At 56.3% G+C, this 24,992-nt stretch carries 19 protein-coding genes; 8 read left to right on the top strand and 11 right to left on the bottom strand.

Annotated features, from left to right (window positions below; all coding sequences use genetic code 11):
• Window positions 1-601 precede the first annotated feature (601 nt).
• The 10 genes from Poly41_RS05820 to Poly41_RS05775 form a co-directional block, all read right to left on the bottom strand.
• Window positions 602-1,015 (bottom strand): hypothetical protein, encoded by a 414-nt coding sequence (locus Poly41_RS05820; protein ID WP_146524889.1) that lies wholly within the window; start codon window positions 1,013-1,015, stop codon window positions 602-604.
• Between the two features lie 4 nt (window positions 1,016-1,019).
• Window positions 1,020-2,300 (bottom strand): beta-ketoacyl-[acyl-carrier-protein] synthase family protein, encoded by a 1,281-nt coding sequence (locus Poly41_RS05815; protein ID WP_146524888.1) that lies wholly within the window; start codon window positions 2,298-2,300, stop codon window positions 1,020-1,022.
• Between the two features lie 107 nt (window positions 2,301-2,407).
• The gene (locus tag Poly41_RS05810) at window positions 2,408-2,914 is read right to left on the bottom strand and encodes a 3-hydroxyacyl-ACP dehydratase FabZ family protein (RefSeq protein WP_146524887.1); all 507 of its coding nucleotides are present in this window, start codon (window positions 2,912-2,914) and stop codon (window positions 2,408-2,410) included.
• Between the two features lie 7 nt (window positions 2,915-2,921).
• On the bottom strand, window positions 2,922-3,311 hold the full coding sequence (locus tag Poly41_RS05805; protein ID WP_146524886.1) for an acyl carrier protein: 390 nt from the start codon (window positions 3,309-3,311) through the stop codon (window positions 2,922-2,924).
• A gap of 85 nt (window positions 3,312-3,396) precedes the next feature.
• Window positions 3,397-3,894 carry a 3-hydroxyacyl-ACP dehydratase FabZ family protein gene (locus Poly41_RS05800; protein ID WP_146524885.1) on the bottom strand — a complete coding sequence of 166 codons (498 nt, stop codon included), beginning with the start codon at window positions 3,892-3,894 and terminating at the stop codon, window positions 3,397-3,399.
• Window positions 3,895-4,200: 306 nt separating this feature from the next.
• On the bottom strand, window positions 4,201-4,608 hold the full coding sequence (gene panD, locus Poly41_RS05795; RefSeq protein WP_146524884.1) for an aspartate 1-decarboxylase: 408 nt from the start codon (window positions 4,606-4,608) through the stop codon (window positions 4,201-4,203).
• Complete coding sequence (locus Poly41_RS05790) at window positions 4,605-4,997, bottom strand: PleD family two-component system response regulator (RefSeq protein ID WP_146524883.1); 393 nt, start codon at window positions 4,995-4,997, stop codon at window positions 4,605-4,607. Before Poly41_RS05790 ends, panD begins: the two co-directional genes overlap by 4 nt.
• A 216-nt stretch (window positions 4,998-5,213) precedes the next feature.
• Window positions 5,214-7,394, bottom strand: a complete 2,181-nt coding sequence (locus Poly41_RS05785) for a PQQ-binding-like beta-propeller repeat protein (protein ID WP_146524882.1) — start codon at window positions 7,392-7,394, stop codon at window positions 5,214-5,216.
• Window positions 7,395-7,516: 122 nt separating this feature from the next.
• On the bottom strand, window positions 7,517-9,745 hold the full coding sequence (locus tag Poly41_RS05780) for an outer membrane protein assembly factor BamB family protein (protein WP_146524881.1): 2,229 nt from the start codon (window positions 9,743-9,745) through the stop codon (window positions 7,517-7,519).
• Window positions 9,746-9,791: 46 nt separating this feature from the next.
• Window positions 9,792-10,142 (bottom strand): cupin domain-containing protein, encoded by a 351-nt coding sequence (locus tag Poly41_RS05775; protein ID WP_146524880.1) that lies wholly within the window; start codon window positions 10,140-10,142, stop codon window positions 9,792-9,794.
• 1,979 nt (window positions 10,143-12,121) lie between these two features.
• Here Poly41_RS05775 and hemQ point away from each other — a divergent pair.
• From hemQ to Poly41_RS05750, 4 genes are all read left to right on the top strand, one after another.
• On the top strand, window positions 12,122-12,931 hold the full coding sequence (hemQ, locus tag Poly41_RS05765) for a hydrogen peroxide-dependent heme synthase (RefSeq protein WP_146524879.1): 810 nt from the start codon (window positions 12,122-12,124) through the stop codon (window positions 12,929-12,931).
• A gap of 385 nt (window positions 12,932-13,316) precedes the next feature.
• Complete coding sequence (locus Poly41_RS05760; protein ID WP_146524878.1) at window positions 13,317-14,345, top strand: cobalamin-independent methionine synthase II family protein; 1,029 nt, start codon at window positions 13,317-13,319, stop codon at window positions 14,343-14,345.
• On the top strand, window positions 14,342-15,790 hold the full coding sequence (locus Poly41_RS05755) for an enolase-like domain-containing protein (protein WP_146524877.1): 1,449 nt from the start codon (window positions 14,342-14,344) through the stop codon (window positions 15,788-15,790). Before Poly41_RS05760 ends, Poly41_RS05755 begins: the two co-directional genes overlap by 4 nt.
• A 61-nt stretch (window positions 15,791-15,851) precedes the next feature.
• Window positions 15,852-16,661, top strand: coding sequence for a MerR family transcriptional regulator (locus Poly41_RS05750; RefSeq protein WP_146524876.1), 810 nt, complete (start codon window positions 15,852-15,854; stop codon window positions 16,659-16,661).
• Window positions 16,662-16,676: 15 nt separating this feature from the next.
• Here Poly41_RS05750 and Poly41_RS05745 read toward each other — a convergent pair whose 3' ends face one another.
• A complete protein-coding gene (locus Poly41_RS05745; RefSeq protein ID WP_146524875.1) occupies window positions 16,677-18,623 on the bottom strand; it encodes a PQQ-dependent sugar dehydrogenase in 1,947 nt (648 codons plus the stop codon).
• Between the two features lie 438 nt (window positions 18,624-19,061).
• Here Poly41_RS05745 and Poly41_RS05740 point away from each other — a divergent pair, with 438 nt between their 5' ends.
• From Poly41_RS05740 to Poly41_RS05725, 4 genes are all read left to right on the top strand, one after another.
• A complete protein-coding gene (locus Poly41_RS05740; RefSeq protein ID WP_146524874.1) occupies window positions 19,062-21,320 on the top strand; it encodes a serine/threonine-protein kinase in 2,259 nt (752 codons plus the stop codon).
• Between the two features lie 288 nt (window positions 21,321-21,608).
• The gene (locus Poly41_RS05735) at window positions 21,609-22,373 is read left to right on the top strand and encodes a hydroxypyruvate isomerase family protein (protein WP_146524873.1); all 765 of its coding nucleotides are present in this window, start codon (window positions 21,609-21,611) and stop codon (window positions 22,371-22,373) included.
• A gap of 81 nt (window positions 22,374-22,454) precedes the next feature.
• Window positions 22,455-23,741: a TCR/Tet family MFS transporter gene (locus Poly41_RS05730; protein ID WP_231615423.1), complete on the top strand. Its 1,287-nt coding sequence runs from the start codon at window positions 22,455-22,457 to the stop codon at window positions 23,739-23,741.
• Window positions 23,738-24,955 carry a hypothetical protein gene (locus tag Poly41_RS05725; protein ID WP_146524872.1) on the top strand — a complete coding sequence of 406 codons (1,218 nt, stop codon included), beginning with the start codon at window positions 23,738-23,740 and terminating at the stop codon, window positions 24,953-24,955. Before Poly41_RS05730 ends, Poly41_RS05725 begins: the two co-directional genes overlap by 4 nt.
• Window positions 24,956-24,992 lie beyond the last annotated feature (37 nt).

Here is a 24,992-nt window from a genome sequence, read left to right as displayed (position 1 = left end):
TGGCCGATTTCATGTGTTCCTGCACCAATTGCAGATAACGACGTTGCAGACGCGGCTCCAGCCGCGGAAGATTGATTCCATCCAGGGCAGTCTACAAACTAAGGAAACTTGTGTAGATACCAATGCCCTCTGGGAGAGGTCGAGCCTAAGCGAGGGAGAGGGAAGACAGGCTGCGATGACAACATGAAATTTCAGCACGGTTTCTATACCGGCCCTCCCCCTCGCTGCGCTCGACCCCTCCCGCTGCGCGGGCAGGGGTGGTTGGATACCTAAACACTGTGTTAGTTACAACTTAAAAACTGCACGACCTCCTCGCTCGGAGGTCGTGCAGTTTTTAAGTTGTTGATTGAAAAAGACTTACAAGATTTACCTCTCCCTTTTGGGAGAGGTCGAGCCTAAGCGAGGGAGAGGGAAAACGGGCTGCGATTACAACATGAAATTCCAGCACGGTTTCTATGCCGGCCCTCCCCCTCGCTGCGCTCGACCCCTCCCGCTGCGCGGGCAGGGGTGGTTGGATACCTAAACACTGTGCTAGTCACGACTTAAAAACTGCACGACCTCCTCGCGGGGGAGAAGGGTGCCAGAGAAAGAAGGGCGGCGATCACCGCGACGCGTCGTCTTTCTTCAGATGGCCGACGCTGGTTTGAAAATAGCGCTGGCGACGTTCACTCACCGGCTCGTTCGCTTTGGACGCTTCTTGCAGGTCGGCCAAGTTGGCTTGGCAATAACGACATCCGACTTCGTCGAGATGAAAGCGAATGTAGTCGGCCGCATCGGTCGCCAACGTCCCGAGGATCCATTGGCCGAGCTCCGACCGCGAGGGACAAGAGAGGCGATCGCGTCGCCAAATCGCACCGATCGAGTGCAGCCCGGCTGCTTCGCGGCCTTGGATTTCGGTGACGCGTTTTCGCAACTCGGCATCGGTGCGAAGACAGTGTTCCAATTCAGCACTGCGGCTGGCGGGCAAGGCCTCGTCAAGAAAAGCAGCAAGTTCCGAATCGGTAAATTCATTCATCGGGTTACTCAAAGCGACTCAGACACAACGTCACATTCTGGCCACCGAACCCAAAGCTGTTGTTCAACGCGTAGCGTACCGATGCTTCCCGGGCGACGTTGGGAACGTAATCGAGATCACAATCGGGGTCGGGGTTTTCTTGATTGATTGTCGGCGGCAACACCGAGTCACGGATCGCCAACAAGCAGACGATCATTTCGGTCACGCCACCGGCCGCAATCAAGTGGCCCATCATGCTCTTGGTGCTGCTGACCGGCACCTTGTAGGCATTCTCACCAAAAACCTCTTTGCAAGCCTTGGTTTCAACGCGGTCGTTCACCGTGGTGCTCGTTCCGTGCGCGTTGACGTACTGGATATCGTTCGGATTCAAGCCAGCATCGGCAATCGCCATGCGCATCGCTGCGATCCCGCCGTGCCCATCGGGTGGGATGTCGGTCACGCGGTAGGCGTCGGCGGTGGATCCGTATCCGGCGACCTCGCCATAGATCGTGGCCCCGCGTTTCTTGGCCGATTCGAGTTCTTCGAGCACGATCATCGCCGAACCTTCGCCGAGGACGAAACCGTTGCGAAGCCGATCGAACGGTCGGCTTGCCTTGGTCGGCTCGTCATTGCTTTCGCTCATCGCCGTCAACAAGTTGAATCCGGTCACGCCGAGCGGATGGATCATCGAGTGCGTTCCGCCGGCGAGCATGACATCGGCGTCCCCACGACGGATGATCTCGGTCGCTTCGCCAACCGCTTGGCTGCTGGCGGCACAGGCGGTCAAACAATTCAAATTGGGGCCTTGCGCATTGAACATCGAAGCCAAATGAGCCGCTGGCATGTTCGGTTCTTGCTCAAGTTCCTTCGCCGGGTCGAGTAGTTCGATTCCCTTGGCAATGAACTTGCTGGCGTCATATTCGCCGTCGGCCAAGGCTGCCGACATCATCTTGCTAAAGGTCGTGAAATCTTGGTTGCCTTCGCCCGACCCCATGTAGACACCAAAGCGCGTCGGATCGGTGATCGAATCGAGCACGCCGCTATCGGCGATGGCTTGTTTGCCGGCACCGATCGCAAACCGCGTGTGCCGGCCGCGATTGGCCCACTTTTCTAAGGGCTCACCGACTTTGGTCACGTCCCAATCTTTGACTTCGGCGCTGATCTTCGTCGGAAAACCACTGGCATCGAACAGCGTCGTTTTCGCCACGCCGCTCTTGCCCTCCTTCAACCCCGACCAGACGACCTGTGCGTCATGGCCCATTGGGTTGACCATTCCGATACCGGTAACGACGACTCGGCGACGCATGGGGGAACCTGCTTGATGTATTTTTGGGAAGGGATGGGATGGAAAAATAAATGCGAGAGCGAAGCGAAAGCACTTTTCGCTTCCGCGCCGTCGTTTGCAAAAAACCGTTAGAGGTTCGGGTACTTCGGAATCGGATTGCCCGAAGCATCGACTGCGACGTGAAAAAAGTGCATCAGCCGCAGCATCGCTTCGAGGTCACCGGGACCGAACAGTGGGCCGTCGGTGAAACGGCCTTCTTCTAAAAAAGCAAACATCAAATCGATCTCGGCGTGCCGTGCATCGCCAATATGGCTCGTACTGGTAACGGTCGCGCCCGTTTCGTGAACCGATTCCATCGTGACTCGGTACACCAGTTGATCCCCCGGCAGCGCAGGCCGATGGAACAACGCTTTGCCGACCTTCGCCAGCACACATCGTTTCTCGAACGCGAAGTGCTCGGACACCAGGATCCCGCCCAATTGTGCCATCCCCTCGATCACCAAGGTGGGCGGCAACATCGGGTAACCGGGTTGGTATTCGTCCACGACCGCCTCATCCAACGTCACATTCTTGATGCCGTAGGCGTGGCTGCCGCTAACAAACTCCGTAAAACGATCGACCCAAAACCAACGCATCGACGGCTCAGGCTCCGAGTTTCGTTTCGACGTAGTTGCACAAATCGCCGACGGTCAGCAAGTTTCCGAAGTGCTCAACGCGAGGATCGGTTTCGAATTCTGTCAGATCGGCCCAAGGCATCCGAGTCTTCAATTCGGCCAGACCTTCGCTGGTCACCTTGCCATCTTGAACGTATTGGGTGTTGGTCAAAACGTCTTCGGGCGAAAGCTCTTCGCGTGGGATCGTGATGTCGAAGGCTTTTTCGAGTTTGAAGACGATGTCAAGGAAGTCGATCGATTCGGCCCCGAGGTCACCCACCAACGTCGCGTCGCGGGTCACTTCGTCATCGTCGACACCCAGCGCGTCAACGAGTGATTCTTGAACTTTTGCAAAGATTTCGTCTTGAGAAAGGGCCATGATGGGGAATCCTTTGGGAGCTTCTTGTAATAGGGAAACGGGTCGGTTGAATGTTTGTGAAGGGGGGCCCGAGCTGGTAAAAGGGTCAGGCCTGTTTTTGAGTCGAGGGCAAATCGGCCAGCGGCCCAAACAGTTCCAGGAACTGCTTTTTCGCGCGCCGGCGAACATCTTGGTCGGTTTGTAGTCTTTCCGGGTCGTTACAGCTACACCGTTCGAGCAGCATCCGAGCCGAAACCGTCGTTCGGCCCTGTTTGGACGCGGTCGCCTTGACCGTGGTCACGAGACCTTCGGATTTGACCGCTTCGGCGGTAATTTGCAAGGTTTCGCCCGGTGCGAGGAAGTCGCCAAATTTGACACTCTTGACCTCACGAAGCAAAACCAATGGGCTATTGAAGTCTTCCCCGGTGCGAATCATCCAGATCGCGGCCTGGTGCAACGCCTCGAGCATCATCACGCCGGGCATCACCGGAAACCGCGGAAAGTGGTCGTGCAAATACTCCTCATCGGCCAGAAGCGTCCGCTCGGCCGAGATTCGTTTGCCAGGTTCAATCGAAGTGATTTTATCGAGTTGTCGGTACTTCATGGATTTCCGTCATGGCCGCAGCCGAGCTTGGCGTCCAGGCTTTCACGACCATCAGGGTGCCGCGATCCGCGTGAGCGAGTCAAAGGCAGAGCTCCAACAAGACTAGGCCCTGAAGGCTGTGCTCCCAAAAGTCGACGCATTGCCGCCATAAAATACGTTTCCCGGCCGTTTCACTCAACCGTACTTACCTAATTGGCATCCTTGCTGGATTTTTTTAGGCGAGCGGCAGAAGCCAATTTGCCCTTGGTACGACTTTCGACGGAACTGGAAGTCCGTCGCACGGCCAGAACTCTTTTGCCTCTCGCCTTACGGGGTCAACGCCTCGCGACGTTGGGGCCCAGCGATTTCGGGACCGGAGTGGACCATTTGGTTCAATTGGTCGACAAACACCAACTTGGGGCGATGTTTGGCGGCGTCGGCTTCGGGAACAAACGTATAAGTCGCCAAGATCACACGGTCACCTGGCTGCATCAAATGAGCAGCGGCTCCGTTCATGCAAATGTCGCTGGACCCCGGCAATCCAGCAATCGCATACGTTTCCAGCCGAGTGCCGCGGGTGGTGTTCCAGACGTGGACCGATTCGTAAGGCAAAATCCCAGCCGCCTGCATCAATTCAGGCGGAATCGTGACGCTGCCTTCGTAATCGACATCCGCACCGGTGACGGTGGCTCGATGAATTTTCGCAGACAGTAGTTTTCGAGTCGGTCCAGTCATGTTCGTTCGCTTACTTTTTCGCTCAGATACGGCTCCAGCAACTCACGGGTCGCCTCGTCTTCGAGTGACAGCTTCCCAAATCCGAGAACGCCACCGACATCCATCGCGGATTGTTGGTGTTCGTCGTAGTTGGTCACCAACATGACCGGAACCGCTCCCACCTCAGCGTCCGCTTTAATCTTAGCAAGAACCTCCAAACCGTCTGTATAGTCTCGGTCCAATTTCCGGTTGATCGTCACCAAATCAACCTTTCGCGTCCGCAGGACCTGCAAAGTGTCCTCAAGCCCGTGGGTTTGCACCACCGACGCTTTGAAACGAGACGACACCATCCGACGGATGGATTGAAAATCTGGGCCACAATTGCCACAGTCGACGAGAAGTTTAGCCATCGAGATCGCCGATTCGTCGTTTCAGCAACGAACCGTCTATTTTGGAAGTCGTATGTTGGAAGAAAAAGAGGATTCGCGCCACGGTCATCCTACCCGCCATCGGAACGGCCGGAGGAAGTGGAAACACCTCCCCGACCCAGCGTGTGAAACCAGGGAACTACACGCAGATTATCCGACCGTTTTTAACTGACAAGCACCAAATCATCGGCGATCCGATCAATCTTCGCTCGTTCCGATCGCGAACAACTTGTCTTTGGTGCTGATATACACCGTTGAATTAGCGGCAACGGGCGTGCTGTAAACGCTGGTTCCCATGTTGATCTCTTCGATCGGCTCGTTATTTTCCGCACCAAATTCGAAAATCGCCACGTCGCCATCTTCATCACCAATATACACTCGTCCATCTGCAATCAACGGGCTGCCCCAACTTTGGGCAAACATGTCGTAGGTGAAGTGGAGCACCGGGGTTCCGTCGTCGTTGGGCTTAGCCCCCAGACAATGGACCAATCCGGCGAAGTCGGCGATGTAGAGCAGATCATCTTTGATCGCCACGGTACCGCAGCTGCGGTGCATTTCTTCTTCGAAGTCATACTCGCCGTCGCCGTTTTGGTCCCACTTGCTGTAGTGCCAGACCACGGCCGAGTTCGGATTGTCGACGGCCGCTTCGCCATTCTTGGGAATCACCGCTTGGATTCGCCGGTGAGCAATGGGGGTGCGGGTTCCATCATCTTCGATCTTGACGGCCAATTGGGGGGAAACGTCGCCACGTCGGGTCGGGTCAATGCACCACAGATGCCCTTCGCCCTCGCCATGCTCGGGGTCTTGGCCCACCGCCACGTAGACCCAACCGTCGTAGGCGACCGGTGTGGCGATGATATTGTTGCGTGTCCCTTTTCCGCCCAGCACCCAAACGGATTCTTTGGGGTTACAGTCAAACTTCCAGAGCAATTCGGGTTTGCCGTCGACGCCTTGGTCGGCACGGAAGCTATACAGGTATCCGTCACCGCCAGCGAAGATCGCTTGAACAACGCCATCGAACTCGGCCACCATCGGGCTGGACCACTGACCATGCACAATGTTGTTGCCGGGGAAATCGTTCGTCCAATACACCTCGGCTGTGTTCTTGTTCATGCAGATGAAGGTCGGGGCGTCCGGCGCGGGCATGTTGATATGGGATTCATCGATCCCGTTGCTGGTGTTCACAAACAACAAATCACCATAGCTGGTCACGCTGCACGAAGCCATGTTGTGCTGGCTGACGCCGAGCTCCTCCATCATGCTGTAGGCCCAAACGGTATCCGCTTCGCGTCGATCCTGAGTTCCAAGTGTTTTGATGAACTTCAAGCGTGGGCCGATCGCTTTGACCGTGATCACTCGGTCGATCCCGCCGAAGTTTCCGCTCAGCGTCCAAACCTTTCCTTCGCTAACGGTCTTGACCGCGACGTCGCCTTCGACCGCTTCGCCGGCATCTTCGAGAACTTGTTGGGCTGCGCTGGAAAGCTTGCCCTCGCCGAGCGCGGCGAGCGCCGCCGCATAGGCTTCGGCCGCAGGACCGGCGTTCATGATTTCTGCCACGTTGGCCGGTTCGTCGGTCACTGGCCCATCGTCTTCGCCATCATAAAACCCTTCGGTATCCAAACAGCGGACTTCGCCGCGATTGGTCACAAACCAAAGCCGATCCCCTTCGACCAACGATGCGCTACAGACCCCTTGCAGCGGCCAATCGTGAACACGACCGGTGATCAGTTTTTCGCTACTGTGTTGCCACAGGAAATCGCCATTGGATTCGTTGAATGCCAACAAGCAGCCGAGGTCCACGGTCGAGGGGTAACGAGCCATGTAACCGGCACCGTTGTTGGTCCCGACGAAGACCTTGCCGCCTGAGACGACCGGATTGCCGTACGTTTGGCTGCCGAGGTTGGAAACCCAACGAATGTTTTCGGAGGCTTCTTTGTCCCACTCGCCCGTTTTCCGGTCAAACCGCCCGGTGTCCCAGACTTCGGCAAGACCACTGACGTTCGGAGCATTGTTGCGCAGCCGAGTGCCGCCCCATTGGGGCCACGAATCCCCCGATTCCAACACGACTTCGGGTGCAACAAATTCCTTCACCGATTCGGCTTTGGTGGCAACCAGCGTCAACTCGAAGGCTTTCGCCCCATTTGCTGAAGAGGTTTCGTCCCCGGGCGTTTCTGTTTCGGGCGTTTCATCCCCGGGCGTTTCTGCTGCTTCGGTGGTATTGCTCGACTCGACGGGCATGCCCTCGTCGATGTCGATCGAAAGATCAACCTCGTCGGGGGGCGCCGGCGGGTTACAACCGCTGAGGGCAAGCGAAGTCAGGCTGCCGCACACGGTGGCGACAAAAATCATGGTCCATGCGGACAGTTCGTTTTTCTTCATCAAGGATCAGTAGGGAGTGTTGAATCGATGGCACAGTGAAAGCGTAGGTGTGCCGGCAGGGGCCGGCTGAGTCGGGCGGAAGAGGCGACGAAAGCGGTCACCTCTTACCCGACCGATGCGACTTAGTCGTTCGCAAAGACTTCGACGTTGTCGATGTAGATCTCGGCATCTTTTGCGTTGCCGTACAAACCAGGACTGGCGTTCATGTTGGGCGATTCGTCACGTGCGGTGATCGTCCAATCTTCGGGTTCGGGTTCATCACGAGGCCAAACCTTGCCTTTCAAAACGGCAACCGCTGCGGGGGGTTCACTTTCAATCTCCGCTCGCAATTTGATTCGGTACCAAGTGTCTTCCTTCCAGGGGAAGTCGATGGTTTCGGCCATCCGAAGCTGCGCGTCCCAAGTTCGTATCTGCAGCTGCTGGCTCTCACCCATCAAGTCCATCGTGTAACCGTGAGCCGTCACACCGATGTCGGGTAATTTGTCGCTCATGCGTGCCCCACGAACGTCCGCCGTGATCGTGTAATTGGACAAATCACTTGGCCCCATCGATGCACGGCTGCGTGCTCCTTTGGGGATCGTGACGATCTTGACCAAGGCAGGCGAGCCATCGATGTCGCGAATCACGTGACGATACCGCGCCCCGACCCACGAAACCGGCGGATCGCCGAGCCCGTCAAACGTAAACTTCCACGGCAACGGTGGAATGATGCGGACACGAGCGATGCCGACCGCGTTGCCGCATTGGGCTTGAATCACTGCGGCCGTATGCGCCACATCGCGTGCAGCCGTGAAGGTCATCCCCTCAACGGTGCCGGGACCCTCGACGCTCAACGTCACCTCCGTTGGCGTTTCGACCGGTTGGCCGAGTCGATTGAACGCACGGACCGAAAACTCGATCGATTCGCCCGGTTTGACAATCGCTTCGGCGGGGACAAGCAGAATCTGAGTGGCTTCGAGGTTTTCGGACGGGGCAGCTTCTTCGCCCATCGAATCGGCCATTTCGATCGGCGTCTGCGATGACGATTCGGAACCGACGCAGTAAAGCGCCGTGGTGCTGGGGAAATACAAACGGCCGTCGGCAACGATCGGCGAACCGGCGAATTGCGTGTCGCGAATCCGTCCTTTGTTCAGCACTTCGAAGCCCTCTTCGGTCGGCGCCACGATCGCCCAGGGACCATTTTCGCTCAACACGTAGATCTTGCCGTCTGCCGAGAGCAACGCACTGCGTTGCCGGCTGCTCACGAACCCCTTTTGCTCAACAATCGGTTCACCCGTCATTTTGTCAAAGATCCACATTTTGCAGCGGTCATCGACGACGTACAGCCGATCGCCGATCACGACCGGTTCGCTGTACCCGACAATCAGGTCTTTGACTTTCCAGACCTCTTCGACTTTCGTTGCTTCGCCCGTTCCCGAAATTTTCAAGCCAACGACCGCGCCCATCGACCGCCCGTCGATGTTCTCTTCGCTGTGGGTCGCAAACACCATGTCGCCATCGACCAGCGGAGTCGCATAGATGCCGCGCAGCGAAAGGCGGTAATGCCAAAGTGGCTTGCCTGTCCGCGGCTGGAAACCCCAAATCGCTCCATCGCCGGCGCCAAAGATCAGCTGTCGCTGGCCGTCAATGGTGACCAAGCTCGGTGCCGAGTAGGTCGTGTCTTCGGGGAGGTCTTTCGTGCCGCTGAACCAAATTAACTCGCCGCTGCGTTTGTCGAACGCCATCAGCCGATGATTCGGTTTGGCGTAATCACCCCAATTAATGATGATGCCGCTGATGATCACCAAGTCTTCGTGGATCACCGGGAAATTGGTACGCCCTCCGTAGGTGCTGAGCATCCCATACTGCTCATGCAGCGGGTTTTCCCAAACGGTTTCACCGGTTTCCCCGTTGATACATTTGAACAGGTCGCAGGCGCCGAGCACGTAGACGTTTCCCGTTTCCGAATCGCCAACCACACTACTCCAACCCACTCGTTCAGCGGGAACATCCGAAAGCCAAACGTTGTAGCGGTTTTCCCAGATCGTTTCGCCCGTTTTCGCATCCAGGCAGACAACACGTTCCCCTTCTCGACTGGTTCCTTCTTCGGAACGCTGGATTGTGTACAAACGTCCGTTCATCACGATCGGAGTACAGGGACCGCCGATGTCGTCTCGTTTCCAAATCAGATGACTGCCCTCGCCGCCATCAGGATCCCAGTTATCGGGGAGCCCCGTGGCCTCAGCAGAACCATCAAATTTCGGGCCTCGCCAGTAGGGCCAATCCGCAGATTGAGCCATTGCCGCGACGTTGCCCAAAGCAGCAGCGACCAACAAACAAGCGGGGAGGGAGCGAGCAAACACAGATTTCATAAAGTGACTCATGGAGAGGAAAACAGGGCCAGCGAACAAATCGCAGCTAATCAAAAAACTCGTCAGCCGGGTCGAAGTTAGGCGAACAAACGATCAGGACCTTCATTTGGCCGACAGCTCGGTGACGTACCTTGGGAGGGATCAGAACGGACGACAGGGGGCGAACAGGGTGCAGGGTGCCATCGAGCTCGATCGCCGCGTGTTCCTCACATTCGAGTACGACGTAAATCTCAGTATGGGTCGTGTGGTAATGTTCGCGAGCATCGGAGCTGATTTCCGTCAAATGCACGGTCCCCGGAAACTCATCGCGGTCTGCGAAGGCTCGGCGAGCCAGTCCACAGGGACACACGACGGGGGGCAAATCGGTCAATTGGACCCATTGGGCGTCGGTAGTCACTTGCTTGCTGATTCTTGACCTGAAAGGAAGGAATAATCGACGACCAAGCACGAACCGGACCCAAGGGGAACCAACCTAGCTAACCAGGGGGTGGCCGGAGCAACAGGTAAATGAAAACGCGCAACGCGACGTCGGATCATAGTCTATACCGATTGTTCACGAGATTCCAGGCGCAGAGGCGACGCGACCGCTGCATTGAAAACCGCAAGACTTTTTTACCCAGCCGTCAAACCTTTCCAAGCTCACGAAAATCGCTTGGAACACTGGTTCCGAGCGGTTCGTCCGCCGATATCGTTATTGTCTCGCTATGGAATGCGGCCCACCACGGTGGACAGCTGGAAATTGGACGAGACGACCCAAAAGGCTTCGATATCGGATGTCGGGGCGAAACATGATGATTCGATCAAATGAGAGAGTGGTCTTTCAAACGCACCAAGCCTGGCAAGGTTGTACTGAGCCACGGCAGCGGTGATTGTCAGGAAGACCGATAAACTGAACGAAGTCGGCGGGCCGGGTGTCCGCACCCGATCCGTTGGAGTTTGTCGAGAAAGAGGGTTTTGAGGTGTGCTCGCCGGCGACTTCGTTCGGCGACTGGATCTCACCTAACAATCCTGAACGGTGAAGCATCGCACTTTCAACTTGTGAATCATCGCAACAACTTCCCGCAAAATTGCATAAGGGAGATATGGCTCCAATGAAGCGGACAATTCTAACTTTGACTCTCGTGCTTGGCAGTTCAATCTGTACTCAATCCTTCGGGTTTGATCTACTGGATCGAATGCTCGGCGTAAAAGGCTGTTGCTCGAGCAGCAGCTGTGATACCGGATGTTGCACGGAACCGACTTGTGGCTGCGAAGCCCCTTGTGAGGTTGCTTGTGAACCCACCTGCGGCTGCGAAGCTCCTTGCGAAGTCGCCTGCGAACCGACCTGTGGCTGCGAAGCCCCCGTGTGTGGTTGCGACACCGGTTGCCCAGCTCCTAAGAAGAGCTGTGGACTGTTCAGCGGCAGCTGCCTCAGTGGCGGTTGTGCCGAACCGACTTGTGGCTGCGAAGCGCCATGCGAACCAACTTGTGGCTGCGAAGCTCCTTGCGAAATCGCCTGCGAACCAACCTGTGGCTGCGAAGCTCCTTGCGAACCAGAATGTGGCTGCGAAGTCGCGACCTGTGACTCGGGCTGCAACCCCTGTGGCAAGAAGAGTGGCGGATTGCTTTCGAAGCTGTTCAACCACAAATGCAGCTTGTGCAACAAATCGAGTTGCGACTCGTGCTGTGACATGGCCTGCGAGCCTGAGTGTGGCTGCGAAGTTGCATCTTGCGACATGGGCTGCGACTCGGCTTGTGGCAGCAAGAAGAGCTGTGGTTTGTTGAGCAAGCTGTTCGGCAACCTCTGCAAGAAAAAGAGCAGCTGCTGTGACAGCGGTTGCGACATGGCTTGTGGCTGTGGAGCTCCTGTTGCTCCTAGCTGTGGCTGTGGTGCACCTTCGGCTCCGATCGAGTACTCGGCACCGGTTGCTCCTCAAGCTGCTCCAATGCCACCTGCACCGATCGTTGATCCCAGCGCATCGGTTACGACAAAGCGTCGCGTCATTCAGGCCAGTGCAAGCTACGTTCGCTGAAACATGCTTACAAGGTAGCCCGCTGAATCCTATTCAGACGTGATCGAAGCGACCCGATCGGGGAATTTCCCTGACCGGGTCGTTTTTCGTTTGCACCGCCGCAATCAGGCGAAACGGCCGGTCGGCTGTTTTTTGATCGAAGCGATCAGTATGCTTTGGTTGGCTTCGACCCTGTTCCTCGCTTTCGATCGATCCAAGACCCATGACATCCAATCCACCACCTCAACGACCCCCGTCGTCTGGCCCCCCGTCGTCTGGCCCTCCGTCGTCTGGCCCTCCGTCGTCTGGCCCTCCGTCGTCTGGCCCTCCGTCGCAGCGTCCCCCGTCGCAGCGCCCTCCGTCGCATGGCCAGGCTGGATCCCCGTTGCCGGAACCTTCGGTGATACCGGAACAGGGTTGGCATTGTGGCCATACGATGTACCGTTTTCGCCGCGAAGCGATCAGCGGCCCGCTGAGCAAGACGTGCCAAGACCAATTTCGCACCGCCTTGGACCCAGAAAGCGGCGAAGCTCCCGAACGTTTGGCAGCCTATTGGACCAGCGGACATCGAGCCGATTTTGCGGTGATGTCAATGGATCCCGATCCGGCCAAGGTCGACGCGGTCCACCAAAAGATCATGGCACCGCCGCTGGGCCAATTCGTCGAAGCGACCTGGTCGTTCGTTTCGGTCAGCGAAATCAGCGAGTACGTTCCGAGCTTGGAGCAATACCGTGATCGGCTGATCGCCAGCGGCGCGGAACCCGATTCCCCCACGCTGGCCGCGAAGATGAACGCTTACGAGCGGCGTTTGCCGATGATGAGGGAGCAACGTCTGCAACCTGAATTCCCCGATTGGCCGTCGGCCTGTTTCTACCCCATGAACAAAAAGCGTGCGGTCGGTGCAAACTGGTTCAACGAACCGTTTAGCAAACGAAACGCAATGATGGCCGAACATGCCCAAAGTGGCATGGCGTTCGCGGGCAAAGTCAGCCAATTGATCACGGTCGGCGTGGGACTCGACGATTGGGAATGGATGGTCACGTTGTGGGGACGCAATCCTCAGTACTTAAAAGACATTGTCTACAAAATGCGATTTGATGAAGCGAGTGCCAAGTACGGTGAGTTTGGACCGTTCTATGTCGGTTACAAAGCGACCGCCGACGAGATCACCCAACATTGCCGACTGGCCCACTAGTGGTTTCAATGCACGATCGTTATCCCGAAGGACGTTCGATAAATAAGTTTCGGAATTCTATTTACCGCGAAGCGGTTAAATTCCAGAGCCCAGGGTCGACGCGCAGCGGCGCACCCTGGGGGCCACGGTGTCGACATCGTTATCCTACGCCGCAGGCGTTGTACAAGGACGCCAGCGCCGATTGGCATCATTTTACGGCGTCGATGCCGTTCATTGTAAAACCTCTTTGAGGTATGCCGCGTGACGCGCTCGGTGTTGGCAAAACAGTTCCGCAACTTATAAATCGCACGTCCAAAGACGAATCCGAAGCGGGGTGATCGGTTATAGTAGACGCCTCGACGACAAGAAATGCTCCCTCTTCTTTTTGCAATAGGTCCGCTGCCCGATGAGCCAACCGAGTCTCCGAACCACCGTTGTCGGTTCTTATCCCGTTCCCGAGTGGTTGATGGCGATGCCGTCGGGACAAGCCTTGATCGACGCCACCCGCGTCGTCTTCAAAACGCAAGAAATGGCAGGCATTGATGTGGTCGTGGATGGGGAATTGTATCGCTGGGACGTCAACCACCCCGACACCAATGGAATGATCGATTACTTCGTGAAGCCGATGGACGGGATCCGAGAACAGGTGACGAGAAAAGACATTGTCGAGTTTTCACAACTCGAAGGCATGGGGTTCCGCGTCGCGCCCGCTGGCGTCGTGGAAGGACCGATTGACGAAGGCACCCTCAACATTCCTCGCGACTACGCGCGAGCCAGGCAATGCACCCATCATCCACTGAAATTCACGTTGACGGGCCCGCATATGCTTTGCAAAACCCTGATGGACCACCACTACAACAGCCGCCCCGAAATGGCGATGGCACTGGGGCGTGCACTCGCCAAGCAAGTGGCGGACATCGATCCTGAGGTGATTCAAGTCGACGAAGCCAACATCACCGGCCACCCCGAAGAAATCGGTTGGGCAGCCGACTCGATCAACTTGGTTCTCGATGGTGCGGTCAAGGCAAAAGAGAAAGGCGTGCATCTTTGTTTTGGCAACTACGGTGGCCAAAGCATTCAAAAGGGGCATTGGGAACAATTGATGACGCTGATCAATTCGTTGCACTGCGACCATGTCGTGTTGGAGTTTGCTTTTCGCGGGTACGACGAACTTCAATACTTCCGTGACGGTGTCGACCCACGGATGGGACTGGGGATTGGCGTGGTCGATGTGAAAGTCAACACGGTCGAAACCCCCGAACAAATCGCGCAAAGAATTGAGACGGCGACGAAAAGGGTGGGCGACGATCGCATTCGTTGGGTTCATCCGGATTGTGGGTTCTGGATGAACAAGCGCAGCATCGCGGATCGCAAGATCGCCAATTTGGTTCGCGGTCGAGATTTGTTTCTAGGAATCGATTCGGCGGCGTCATGACCCTCGAACTCAAACGAGTCGAACTTCGCAAAGTCGAGATTGCCACGCGGATGCCGTTCCGCTACGGCATCGCAACGCTCACCGCGGTGCCCTACTTGATCGTGTTTGCGGACTTTCGAATCGATGGCAAAGTGAGTCGCGGGGTGGCGGCGGATGTGTTGCCACCGAAATGGTTCACCAAGCAGCCTGAGGCAAGCATCGAAACCGAGATCGAAGAGATGTTGACGGTGATCCGGTCGGCATGTCACGCAGCGATCGGGATGGGGCCGCAGCCAAGCGTGTTTCGGTTTTGGCAGCAACTGTACCAGCGTCAAATGAACGAGCCCCGGCTGCACGGATTGCCTCCGCTGCTGAGGCATTTTGGCGTTTCCCTGGTCGAACGCGCGGCAATCGATGCGACGTGCCAGCGAGAATCGATGACGTTCCACGAAGCGGTGCGATCGAATCATTTTGGCATTCGACTTGATGAGTGCTACAGCGAATTGGCAGGCATCCAACCGGACGCCTGTTTGCCAGCGGAACCCACGGTCAAGATGCAGATTCGACACACCGTGGGACTTGCGGACCCCATCTTCGACTCCGAAATCGACGATACACATCGACTCGATGATGGCTTGCCCCAATCGCTTCAATCGTGCATCGAAGAGAATGGCATTTCCTATTTCAAGATCAAGGTTCCCGCGGAAATCGAAGAAGCTCGATCACGATTGAGACGTCTTGCCGAGCTGTTTGAAGCCTTGGTTCCGTCGTTTCGGTTCACACTCGATGGCAACGAATTTTTCAACGACCCGCAAGCGTTTCGATCGTTCTGGGAAACACTCCGCAGCGATTCGCAGCTCGCTCGATTTATCGATCGCGGGTTGATGGTGGTCGAGCAACCCCTGCATCGCGATGTTGCGCTTTCCGATTCAACCCGCGATGTCTTCCATGCGTGGCCCGAGCGGCCGCCGATCATCATTGATGAATCGGACGGTGAATCATCCAGCTTGAGCCGGGCGCTCCAGGCGGGATACGTTGGAACCAGCCACAAGAATTGCAAAGGGGTCATCAAGGGCATCGTCAACGCTTGTCGATTGAGACAGCTCAATCAGCAACTCGGAGCCCAGACCTATGTCTGCACCGGAGAAGATCTGATGAACCTTGGGCCGATCGCGTTGCTGCAAGACTTGGCGGTCGGGGCGACCCTGGGGCTGACGCACATGGAACGAAACGGACATCACTATGTCGCCGGTTTGCAACCGATGCCGCAGCCGATTCAAATCGCGACGCTGCAGCGTCATGCGGACCTTTATCAAAGTCATGAAGCATTGGGATCCGTTTTCCCTACGCTCAAAATCCGCGACGGATCGATCGACTTGACCAGTGTGAACCGGTCACCCTTCGGGTATGGAATCGAGGTCGATCCGGAGTGGTTTGACCTGATCGAACGGATTGAGAATCGGTAGGAAGCAACTTTTCAAAAAAACCGCTTGACTCTCCCGTTACGGGAGGCCGTAGACTACGAATATGTTCAGCATCGGTGAATTTTCAAAGGCGACCGGCTTGACGGTCAAGACGCTGCGTTTTTATCACGAGCAAGGTATTTTGGTGCCTTCGCACGTTGACGGAGACAACGGTTATCGGTTCTATGCCGAGGCAAAAATCGATACCGCTCGAGTCATCGCAAGACTGCGTGAATTGGAATTCTCGATCGCTGAAATTTCGGAAATCGTAGGCAACTATGACGACGACGGCACCATTTTAGCTTTCTTGGAATCGCGAAAAACAACGATCCAAGACCGCATGCGAGCCGACCGCCAACTTGTCCTACGATTGGAGCAAATCATCCATCAAGAACACGAGGCCAATGCTACGATGTCCGATTCTAATTTTTCAGTCGAGAAGAAAACGCTCGACACGGTTCTGGTTGCGGGTGTCCGTATGAAAGGCAAGTACTGTGAGTGTGGATCGGGGTTCGCCACGATTGGCCGCAAATTTGGCCGACACGTGTGTGGCAAACCGATGCTGTTGTGCTACGACACCGAATACCGTGCGGAAGACGCCGATTTCGAAGCGGCCATGCCGATCCGCAAAGGAGAATCGACCGAGTCGATCAAGGTTCATGAATTACCGGCGGGACGCTGCCTTTCGCTGATGCACTTGGGGCCCTACGAACGGCTCAGCCGTTCCTATGAAAAAATATTGCGACATGCCAAAGAAAACGGGATGGAATTGCAATGTCCATCCCGTGAGGTTTACCACAAGGGCCCCGGCATGATCTTTCGCGGCAACCCGAAAAAGTACCTCACCGAGATTCAGTTTCTATTGAAGGATTGAGTCGCGCCGACGTACCTATTCGGCGAGATCAAACCGATAGATGCACTCGCCACGAACACTGTTGGTTAAGGAATAGACCTCGCCGCTGGGGTCTTGGCCGAAAGCAAGCACAGGCATGCTATCGGGAACGACCTGTTCGTTGCGAGTTGCTTTTCCGGTTTGCGGGTCATAGGACAACGCCCAAATGCTGCCGGTCACGTAGTCCGCATACAAGTACTTTCCTGACAAGGCTGGAACGCGCTGACCGCGATAGACACGTCCACCCGTTACCGATTTACCGATCGCATGGTCGTATTCCCAAACGGGCGTGATTGGATCGCTGCCCTCACTGCGAACGACCCGATTGCCGAACGGGTGGGTTCCCTCGCGGCTGCTCCATCCGTAGTTGCCCCCTTTTTCGATCACATCGATCTCCTCCCATAATTCCTGGCCAACATCGCCGGTCCACAAACGACCGGTGCTGGGATCGAAGGCGATTCGCCAGGGGTTACGAAGTCCAAAAGCGTAGATTTCGCTTTGGGCGTCAGCGACATTCACAAACGGGTTGTCGAGGGGGATCCCGTAAGGTTTGGCATCGCTCGCTTGGTCGACGTCGATCCGCAGGATTTTGCCAAGAATTTTGGAAAGGTCCTGGCCGGCTTGGAGCGGATCATTGCGGTAGCCGCCATCCCCCAATCCAACGTACAGGTAACCATCCGGACCAAATTCAATGCTGCCGCCATTGTGATTTTGAAAGGGTTGGTCGATCTGCATCAGAATCTGTTCGCTGTTGGGATCCGCTCGGTTGGGATCGTCCTTCGAGACGTGAAAGCAGGACAGGATCGACTTGCTTTCACTCGGGTGCGAGTAGTAGACATAGAATTTTCCGTTCGACTTGTACTGGGGATGCATCGCAAGCCCAAGCAACCCTTGTTCGTTGGCTCCGGGTCTCTTCCAATCGTGAACCTTGCCGCGAAGGTCGAGGAACAATTCCGACTCCACCACATCGGGTGTGTTCTGGAACGTCCAAATCGCCCCGATCTGAGAAACCGCAAACAGTCGATTCGAGTCATCCTTGGCATAGGTTAACTCGATCAACCGGAGCGGACGGATTTGGCCGGCATCGTCGATCGCTTCCCACTGGTCCCACTGGAGATCGGGAAACGCCAACGTGTTCTTCAGCCCGAGTTGGCCATCGATCGGTTGGCTCACCGATTCGTCTTCGTCCAAGCGACGAACCTTGATGTTACGAAACGCGACCGGATCACCGTGATCTTGCAGGCAAAGGTGGCCCTTCCCTGCTTTTCCGAATTCAGCGAATGCCGAGAACTTGCTCGCCGCAACGCGATCGTTCCAACGTCCGTCCCCGACTTTGAAGCTGTAGTAGAGTTGGCCGTTCATGCAAACGCGACAATCACTCGGCGCGACTCGCAGATACAACTCATTCCACTCTCCGGCCGGCCGCGTCGCGTCAATTTGGGTTGTGTCCTTGGCCCATCGAGGCGGTTGGGGATCGAAAAGCTGATAAAGCCAACCGGATTTCTGAGGATCATGTCCTTTGACGTTGTCTTGGATTTGGACTTCGGGGCCGGTGTGCCAGGGCGGTCCATCGGTTTCGACGACATGAAACATCAACCCGCTATTGCCAGCCTCACTGATTTTGTACTGAAGCGACAATTCGAATGCGTCAAACTGTTCGTTCGTGATCAAATCGCCGGCACCGCCAGATTGTCGCACCAAAGCACCCTCGACCACTTTCCAGCCATCCGAGACTTCGTCGGAGTTGTAGTTGCGCCATCCCGCCATGCTGTTGCCGTCGAAGAGCAATTCCCAGCCGCTACGTTTTTCCGATTCCGATAAGGTATTCGCCGCCGTGGACGTCTCTGCGGACGCGAGGCCAACCGAACCCGCAGCGAGAATGAGCGAGAATGCCAACGATGGCAACGAGAACGAAACGGGGATACCGCAGAAAACAAACTTCATATTTCATGACCAGTGAATGAGTTGGGGCCAACAAACTGCGCGGAGTGCACAGGTTTTCCGGGCAGACCGGTTTGACGACAGGACCAGTATTGTTCAGAGCGGAACGACCGACAATGCTCGGATCGAGGTCAGAATCGCAAAATCCCTTGCAAATTTCCTGGCAACTCTAGGTGCTCGCCAGCCCCTATCGACGGTTGGGCATGCTAAAATGGGGCGTGGGTGTCTATCCCCACTGCTGTGAAAAACACGTTTTAGCATCGTGCGAGAAAGAACTTTCGGATTTCCAATGGTGAGCGGCAAGGCGCTAGCCGCCGGTTTTGTGCTAGAAAGCCCTGTCCTCGTTCACCGGTGGTGAGCGCCATTCCGCTCACGGATTTCCCGCACGTTGCTTGGGCGCATCGGACGATCTTCCCAACTTATCGTTCTCGTTACTCATCCATGAACACGACCCAACAAGCCTACGACTTCTTATCGCCCGCATCCCAGCCGGACGATCTGGGGATGCTCGGCGCCTACCGCATCATCAGCGAACTCGGCAAGGGAGGAATGGGATTTGTCTTCCGCGCCGAAGACACGCGATTGAAGCGAACGGTCGCGTTGAAAGTGATGAATAAAAAAATTGCGGCGACGCCGAATAGTCGCACGCGATTCATCGAAGAAGCGCGTGCGATGGCGGCCGTTCATCACGACAACGTCGTCGTGATCTTTGAGGTGGGCGAAAAGAGCGGCACGCCATTCATGGCGATGGAATTATTGAAAGGGCAAACACTTGAGGCGCTGAACCGATCAAAGGAACTGTTGCCTTACGGGAAGATCCTCGACTTTGCCAAGCAGATCACTCGAGGCCTTGCCGCCGCGCATGCCCAAGGGATCGTGCACCGCGACATCAAACCCGCGAATATTTGGATTGAACAAGACACCGATCGAGTGAAGATACTCGACTTTGGACTCGCGTTAGCGCAAACCCCTGTCGATCGGCTCTCAGGAAGCGGATCGGTGATTGGGACTCCCGGCTACCTCTCGCCCGAACAGGCACGCACCGATCCGCTTGACGACCGCAGCGACCTGTACTCACTCGGTGTGGTGCTCTACGAGTTATGCACGGGGCGATTGCCGTTATCGTCCTCCACCGTGTCGGGACAGCTCGTTGCGATTTTGGCTCACAAACCGAAGCCGGTTCGCGAACTGAATCCCAACATCCCCGCACCGCTTGCCAATTTGATCCATCGGCTGTTGGCGAAGGAATCACGGGATCGGCCTACTTCGGCAAGGGATCTCGAACAACGGCTGAAGACCGCTGAGCATGATTGTGAAGCCGAGAGCGAAGTCGCATTGGCCATCAACAAGCTGCAACAAGGGTTGATTGAGGTGGTCAGCAAGAAGGAGAGCGAGATCTTTGATGTCGTCCCCGACGTCTTTCCGGAAACCGTGGAAAACCCGCTCGCGTTTCCTGTCTCGCCACTGACGCTGCCCGCTTCGCCTGTACACAGCCGCCCCGGCCAGGCTGGAACCAAGAAAGCCGCTTCTGCGCAGACCACCGAGCCGAACGAGTTGTTGAAGTATTGGCCGTTCTTTGCGATCGGTGCTTGTTTGTTGTTGATCGTGCCTCTTGTGATCTTTGTGTTGACGACAACCCGCGATGCAAGATCAACGGCTCAGGCTCCGATCATCATTCAAGCTCCGGTCGAGGTAGCGGCGCAAAACGTCGCGTCGGAGTCCGCTGCGGATCGACAGCCCACGGCACCCACGGACTCGGGCGAAACGCTGCCAACCGAACAAGTCACTCCTGACACGGCGAGCATCGAGGCCCCATCCACCGGAGACGAGTTACCGGACGGGCCAGCACCGGAAGGGCTATCACAGGACGAAGCGGCAGCGGTTGAGCCATCGCCAATCGACACGGCCTCAATCGACACGGCCTCAATCGACACGGCCTCAGTCGACACGGCCTCAGTCGAACCATCGCCCGCGGACGTCGCTGCTGGATCGCCCCCAGAAGTCTCGCCGGAACGCCCCAGCGCAACCGATGTCATGCCACCGGAATCGGGGTCGATGCAAGCCCCCGCCGAATCGCTTCCTTCGGAACCGGAGCAGGAACCCGAAGCAACCGAACCGCCGACGCATTTGATTCGGATCAGCACCGGCGAGGGGGATGGCGCCGATTCCACGGTGAGCCGAACGGACATGGAGGAGCCGCTCGGCAAATCCAGGAATATCGCTGTTCGGAGGCGAAACAATGCCGATTTGGCGCACGCCTACCTGCGATTTGATTTGTCGAACCTGGGCAAGTCGCGCAACAAGATCCACAGCGCCAGCTTGGTGCTGACGCTGGCGGACGTCGAACGACCGCGTGACGTTTTGTTAGAGCTGCGCGGAAATACGATTCCCCAAGCAGAGAAATGGAAAGAATCGGGTCGATTAGCGATCGATTGGACCCACTCGTTTTCTAGAAGAGGGATCGAAATGCTGCCGATGCTCGAGGCAACGAGCTTCACTCGCGATGAAATCGGCAAGGACAAGCAGTTGCGTATCGGCGGGGAAGGATTGGCGGAGTTCCTACGAGACTCGAAGACCGGGACGGTGACCTTGATTCTTGCCGGTGGCCTCGTCGACGACGACAACTGGTTGAACTTCATCAGTCATGAAGGGGGAACGGACGGGGCCCCGGCGCTCGAACTGGAAATGGCGACCGATTAGCACAAGACTGTGCCCTGAGTACGTTCTTGTGTAGACTCTCTGGCGTCTGACGCCCAATACCGCTAATCGAGGTCCGGTTTTAGCGGCACGGCGCAAGCCCAATACCGCTAAATCGAGGTCCGGTTTTAGCGGCACGGCGCAAGCCGTCCGGTATCGAGGCCTCGCCAATTCCATAGAAGAACCGGGCGGCTTGCGCCGCTCCGCTAACGAAAACACATTTCGATTTAGCGGGATTGGTCTTGCGTCACGAAGTCCCTGCCCGAATCGAACGCCCTCTGAAGTTGCCTAATGTCGAATTCCTTTCAACCCTCCGTCTGCATCGATGCGGTTTTTCAGAACACGCCGGTTGCCGATGCGGTCAAAATCGTCGCGGATTGTGGTTACCGTGCGTTCGAGTTCTGGGGATGGTGGGACAAAGACCTTGACGCCGTGATGGCAGCCCGTGACGATCACGGCATGACGATCTCGGCCTGCTGCACTCGGTTCATCAGCTTGGTCGACCCGGCATTGCGAAACGATTACCTTTGCGGGCTTGAAGCATCGATCGAGGCAGCAAAGCGTTTGAATTGCAAGACACTGATTTCGCAAGTCGGCGATTTCCGCACGGGCGTGCCTCGCGAAGTACAACATCAATCGCTCGTCGACGGGCTGACCGAGGCCAAGCCGCTGCTCGAAGCCGCTGGCGTGACCCTGGTGATTGAACCGCTCAACGAATTGGTCGACCATGTAGGTTATTACCTCGTTCGCAGCGACGAAGCGTTTGCGGTTGTCGACGCCGTCAACAGCCCCAACGTGAAAGTGGTGTTCGACATCTACCATCAACAAATCAGCGAAGGCCATGTGATCCACAACCTGACCACTCACATCGATCGGATCGGACACTTTCACGCTGCTGGCAATCCGGGACGCCACGAGTTGAGTCGTGGTGAATTGAACTACCCTCAGATTTTCGATGCGATTCGTCAAGCCGGCTACAACGGCTACGTCGGACTCGAATACTGGCCACTCGCGGATCCTGCCGAAGGGCTGTGTGAGGTTGCCAAGTGGTTTTAGGGCAGATTGAGAATTGACGTGTCACGCGCAAACGGTGTCAGAAACGATGACGAATCGACTTGAAACGAAAACGAGATCCCTTTGACCGCTACGGAATCGCAGTCGCCACTAGGACGCCCACAGCGACAAGCTGCGATCGCGTTTATCCTGCTGACGATTTTTATCGATATTTTGGGGATTGGCATCGTCATCCCTGTGTTGCCCGAATTGGTCCAAAATCTGATTCATGGCGATGAATCCGAGGCCAGCTTTTATGTGGGGGTCATTGGTGCGACGTATGCGCTGATGCAGTTTTTGTTTTCTCCGATTTTGGGCGCCTTATCCGATCGTTTTGGACGTCGCCCCGTTTTGCTCGTGTCTCTGTTTGGTCTTGGAATTGATTTTCTAATTCAAGGGTTTGCACTGAACATTTGGTGGTTGTTTATCGGACGCCTGCTTGCGGGAATCATGGGAGCCAGCATCACAACGGCAAACGCTTACATCGCCGATGTTTCCACCGACGAGAATCGGGCCCGCAATTATGGCTTTATTGGAATGATGTTTGGATTGGGTTTTACCATCGGCCCGTTGCTCGGCGGCTTGCTGCGTCTCATCGATCTACGATTGCCGTTTTTTGTGGCCGCCGGACTGGCGCTCATCAATTGGCTTTATGGTTTTTTCGTGCTCCCCGAATCCTTGCCCAAGGAAAGCCGCAGCGAATTCCGGCTCTCCAGCGGCAACCCCTTTGGCACCCTCCGTCAATTGAAGGTCTATCCGTTCGTGACGGCATTGGCGATTGTGTTCCTTTGTAAATCGCTCGCCCAACGTGGCCTTGAAAATGTCTGGGTGCTCTACACGGGCTATCGCTTTGGATGGGATGCTGCGATCAATGGCATGGCCTTGGCATTGGTGGGAATCACGGCGATCATTGTTCAAGGAGGCATGGTTCGGCCCTTCATCCAGCGTTTCGGAGAACGCAATGCGGTGATGTTTGGAACGCTTATTTCCGCGATCGCGTTCGCTGGCTATGGGTTGGCTTCGGAAGCATGGATGATGCCTTGCGTGATCGTGTTTGGCGCGCTGGGGGGCGTGGCGGGACCAGCGGTTCAGAGTCTGATTGCGGAAACGGTTGACGAATCGGACCAAGGGAAAGTCCAAGGCGCGTTGACCTCACTGGTCAGCCTGACCAACGTCATCGCCCCGTTGCTGTTCACGGCCGGACTGTTCAAGTTTTTCACGAGCAATCTTGCACCGGTGATTCTACCTGGCGCCCCCTTCTTGGCAGGTTCGGCGCTGCTGGTCCTTTCGCTTGGTATTGCATCCCGTGTCTTCTATCGGTTTCCACGATCGACGACCGAACAGGCCAAACGCAACGAGGCCGAAAAATGATCTCTGCCGAGACGCGCGAATCATCGGGATGGCTGCCGCGGCTTTGGGCCCTGATGTTACTCGTGCTGATCGGCGGAACCTTCCCGCTGTGGCGTGGCGAACCCTCGGCATTGGTCGTCCCAATGGTCAGGTTGCCAGCGTCGATGCCGCACGTGGTTTTATGGTTGCCCACGCTCGCGATCGTGTTGTCCTGTTTGGCCATCGTCATCGGAACTCGATTCGATCGCCAAGGATGGTGGATCGTAGCCGTTTCGCTTTGCCTCTCGTTCGTGCTCAATCAACACCGGCTTCAGCCATGGGCGTATCAAAGCGCCATTTACGCAACGGTTTTCGCAACCCGAAACCCCTACGCGGCACGGCGTCTGCTGATTCCGATTGCCGCGAGCATCTATCTCTACAGCGGACTCGGCAAACTCGACTACCAATTCGCCCATACGGTGGGACAAGACTTCCTGGCTGCCATTTGGATTCCTGGACTGGGCTCGCTCACCGATCGGTTGGACCGTTCGACCCTCGCAGCGATCGCGTTGCTGTTGCCCGCCTGCGAGGCCCTGTTCGGGATCGGCTTGCTGATTCCCCAAACACGGCGGGTCGCGGGATGTTTCATTATCCTGATGCACATCAGCCTGATTGCGATTCTTGGGCCATGGAACCTGGGACATAGTTTGGGCGTGCTGTTTTGGAACATGCTGCTGATCCTTCAAGCCTACTTTCTTTTCCTGCGGCCAATCGAACAACCTACGGAACCCGAACCACCGAGGTCGGTCGCATTCTGGGTTCCTAACGTTCTTGTCGTGATCGCGATGATCATGCCCATCGGCGAGCGATTCGGCATTTGGGACCATTGGCCATCCTGGGCGCTTTACGCTCCGCACAATAGCCGAGTGGAGGTGATGGTCCATCAATCGGCGACCGAGAAGCTGGCTGCCGATTTGCGTCCGTTCCTGCGTGACTCGGATGGCGATGGTTGGAATCGAGTCGACCTGGGTTCGTGGTCACTCGCAAAGCAACGTGTTCCGATTTATCCGCAAATGCGATTTCAATTGGCGGTCGCGGACCAATTGGCAAGCCAATGCGAACGAGAAAGTGCCATCCGCGCCGTGCTGCGGGGCGTCTCCGATCGACGTCGAGGCAACCGAAAAGAGCAAATCCTGTTTGGTCACGCCGAAATCAAAGCGGCGCTCAGACGATTCTGGCTGGCTCACGCAACTTAGCCCGAAGCTTGGCAAGGCGTTGTAAAACGCCGGAAAA

It is taken from the genome of Novipirellula artificiosorum, from assembly GCF_007860135.1.
GTDB classification, from domain to species: domain Bacteria; phylum Planctomycetota; class Planctomycetia; order Pirellulales; family Pirellulaceae; genus Novipirellula_A; species Novipirellula_A artificiosorum.
This window is presented reverse-complemented; position numbering and strand designations above follow the sequence as displayed.

Excerpts from the sequence above, each read along its gene's own strand:
- panD (WP_146524884.1), bottom strand. The coding sequence starts at position 4,608 with ATGACTGGACCGACTCGAAAACTACTGTCTGCGAAAATTCATCGAGCC.
- Poly41_RS05820 (WP_146524889.1), bottom strand. The coding sequence starts at position 1,015 with ATGAATGAATTTACCGATTCGGAACTTGCTGCTTTTCTTGACGAGGCC.
- Poly41_RS05810 (WP_146524887.1), bottom strand. The coding sequence starts at position 2,914 with ATGCGTTGGTTTTGGGTCGATCGTTTTACGGAGTTTGTTAGCGGCAGC.
- Poly41_RS05740 (WP_146524874.1), top strand. The coding sequence starts at position 19,062 with ATGAACACGACCCAACAAGCCTACGACTTCTTATCGCCCGCATCCCAG.
- Poly41_RS05785 (WP_146524882.1), bottom strand. The coding sequence starts at position 7,394 with ATGAAGAAAAACGAACTGTCCGCATGGACCATGATTTTTGTCGCCACC.
- Poly41_RS05745 (WP_146524875.1), bottom strand. The coding sequence starts at position 18,623 with ATGAAGTTTGTTTTCTGCGGTATCCCCGTTTCGTTCTCGTTGCCATCG.
- Poly41_RS05750 (WP_146524876.1), top strand. The coding sequence starts at position 15,852 with ATGTTCAGCATCGGTGAATTTTCAAAGGCGACCGGCTTGACGGTCAAG.
- Poly41_RS05735 (WP_146524873.1), top strand. The coding sequence starts at position 21,609 with ATGTCGAATTCCTTTCAACCCTCCGTCTGCATCGATGCGGTTTTTCAG.
- Poly41_RS05815 (WP_146524888.1), bottom strand. The coding sequence starts at position 2,300 with ATGCGTCGCCGAGTCGTCGTTACCGGTATCGGAATGGTCAACCCAATG.
- Poly41_RS05805 (WP_146524886.1), bottom strand. The coding sequence starts at position 3,311 with ATGGCCCTTTCTCAAGACGAAATCTTTGCAAAAGTTCAAGAATCACTC.
- Poly41_RS05800 (WP_146524885.1), bottom strand. The coding sequence starts at position 3,894 with ATGAAGTACCGACAACTCGATAAAATCACTTCGATTGAACCTGGCAAA.
- Poly41_RS05725 (WP_146524872.1), top strand. The coding sequence starts at position 23,738 with ATGATCTCTGCCGAGACGCGCGAATCATCGGGATGGCTGCCGCGGCTT.
- Poly41_RS05755 (WP_146524877.1), top strand. The coding sequence starts at position 14,342 with ATGACCCTCGAACTCAAACGAGTCGAACTTCGCAAAGTCGAGATTGCC.
- Poly41_RS05760 (WP_146524878.1), top strand. The coding sequence starts at position 13,317 with ATGAGCCAACCGAGTCTCCGAACCACCGTTGTCGGTTCTTATCCCGTT.
- Poly41_RS05780 (WP_146524881.1), bottom strand. The coding sequence starts at position 9,745 with ATGAAATCTGTGTTTGCTCGCTCCCTCCCCGCTTGTTTGTTGGTCGCT.
- Poly41_RS05790 (WP_146524883.1), bottom strand. The coding sequence starts at position 4,997 with ATGGCTAAACTTCTCGTCGACTGTGGCAATTGTGGCCCAGATTTTCAA.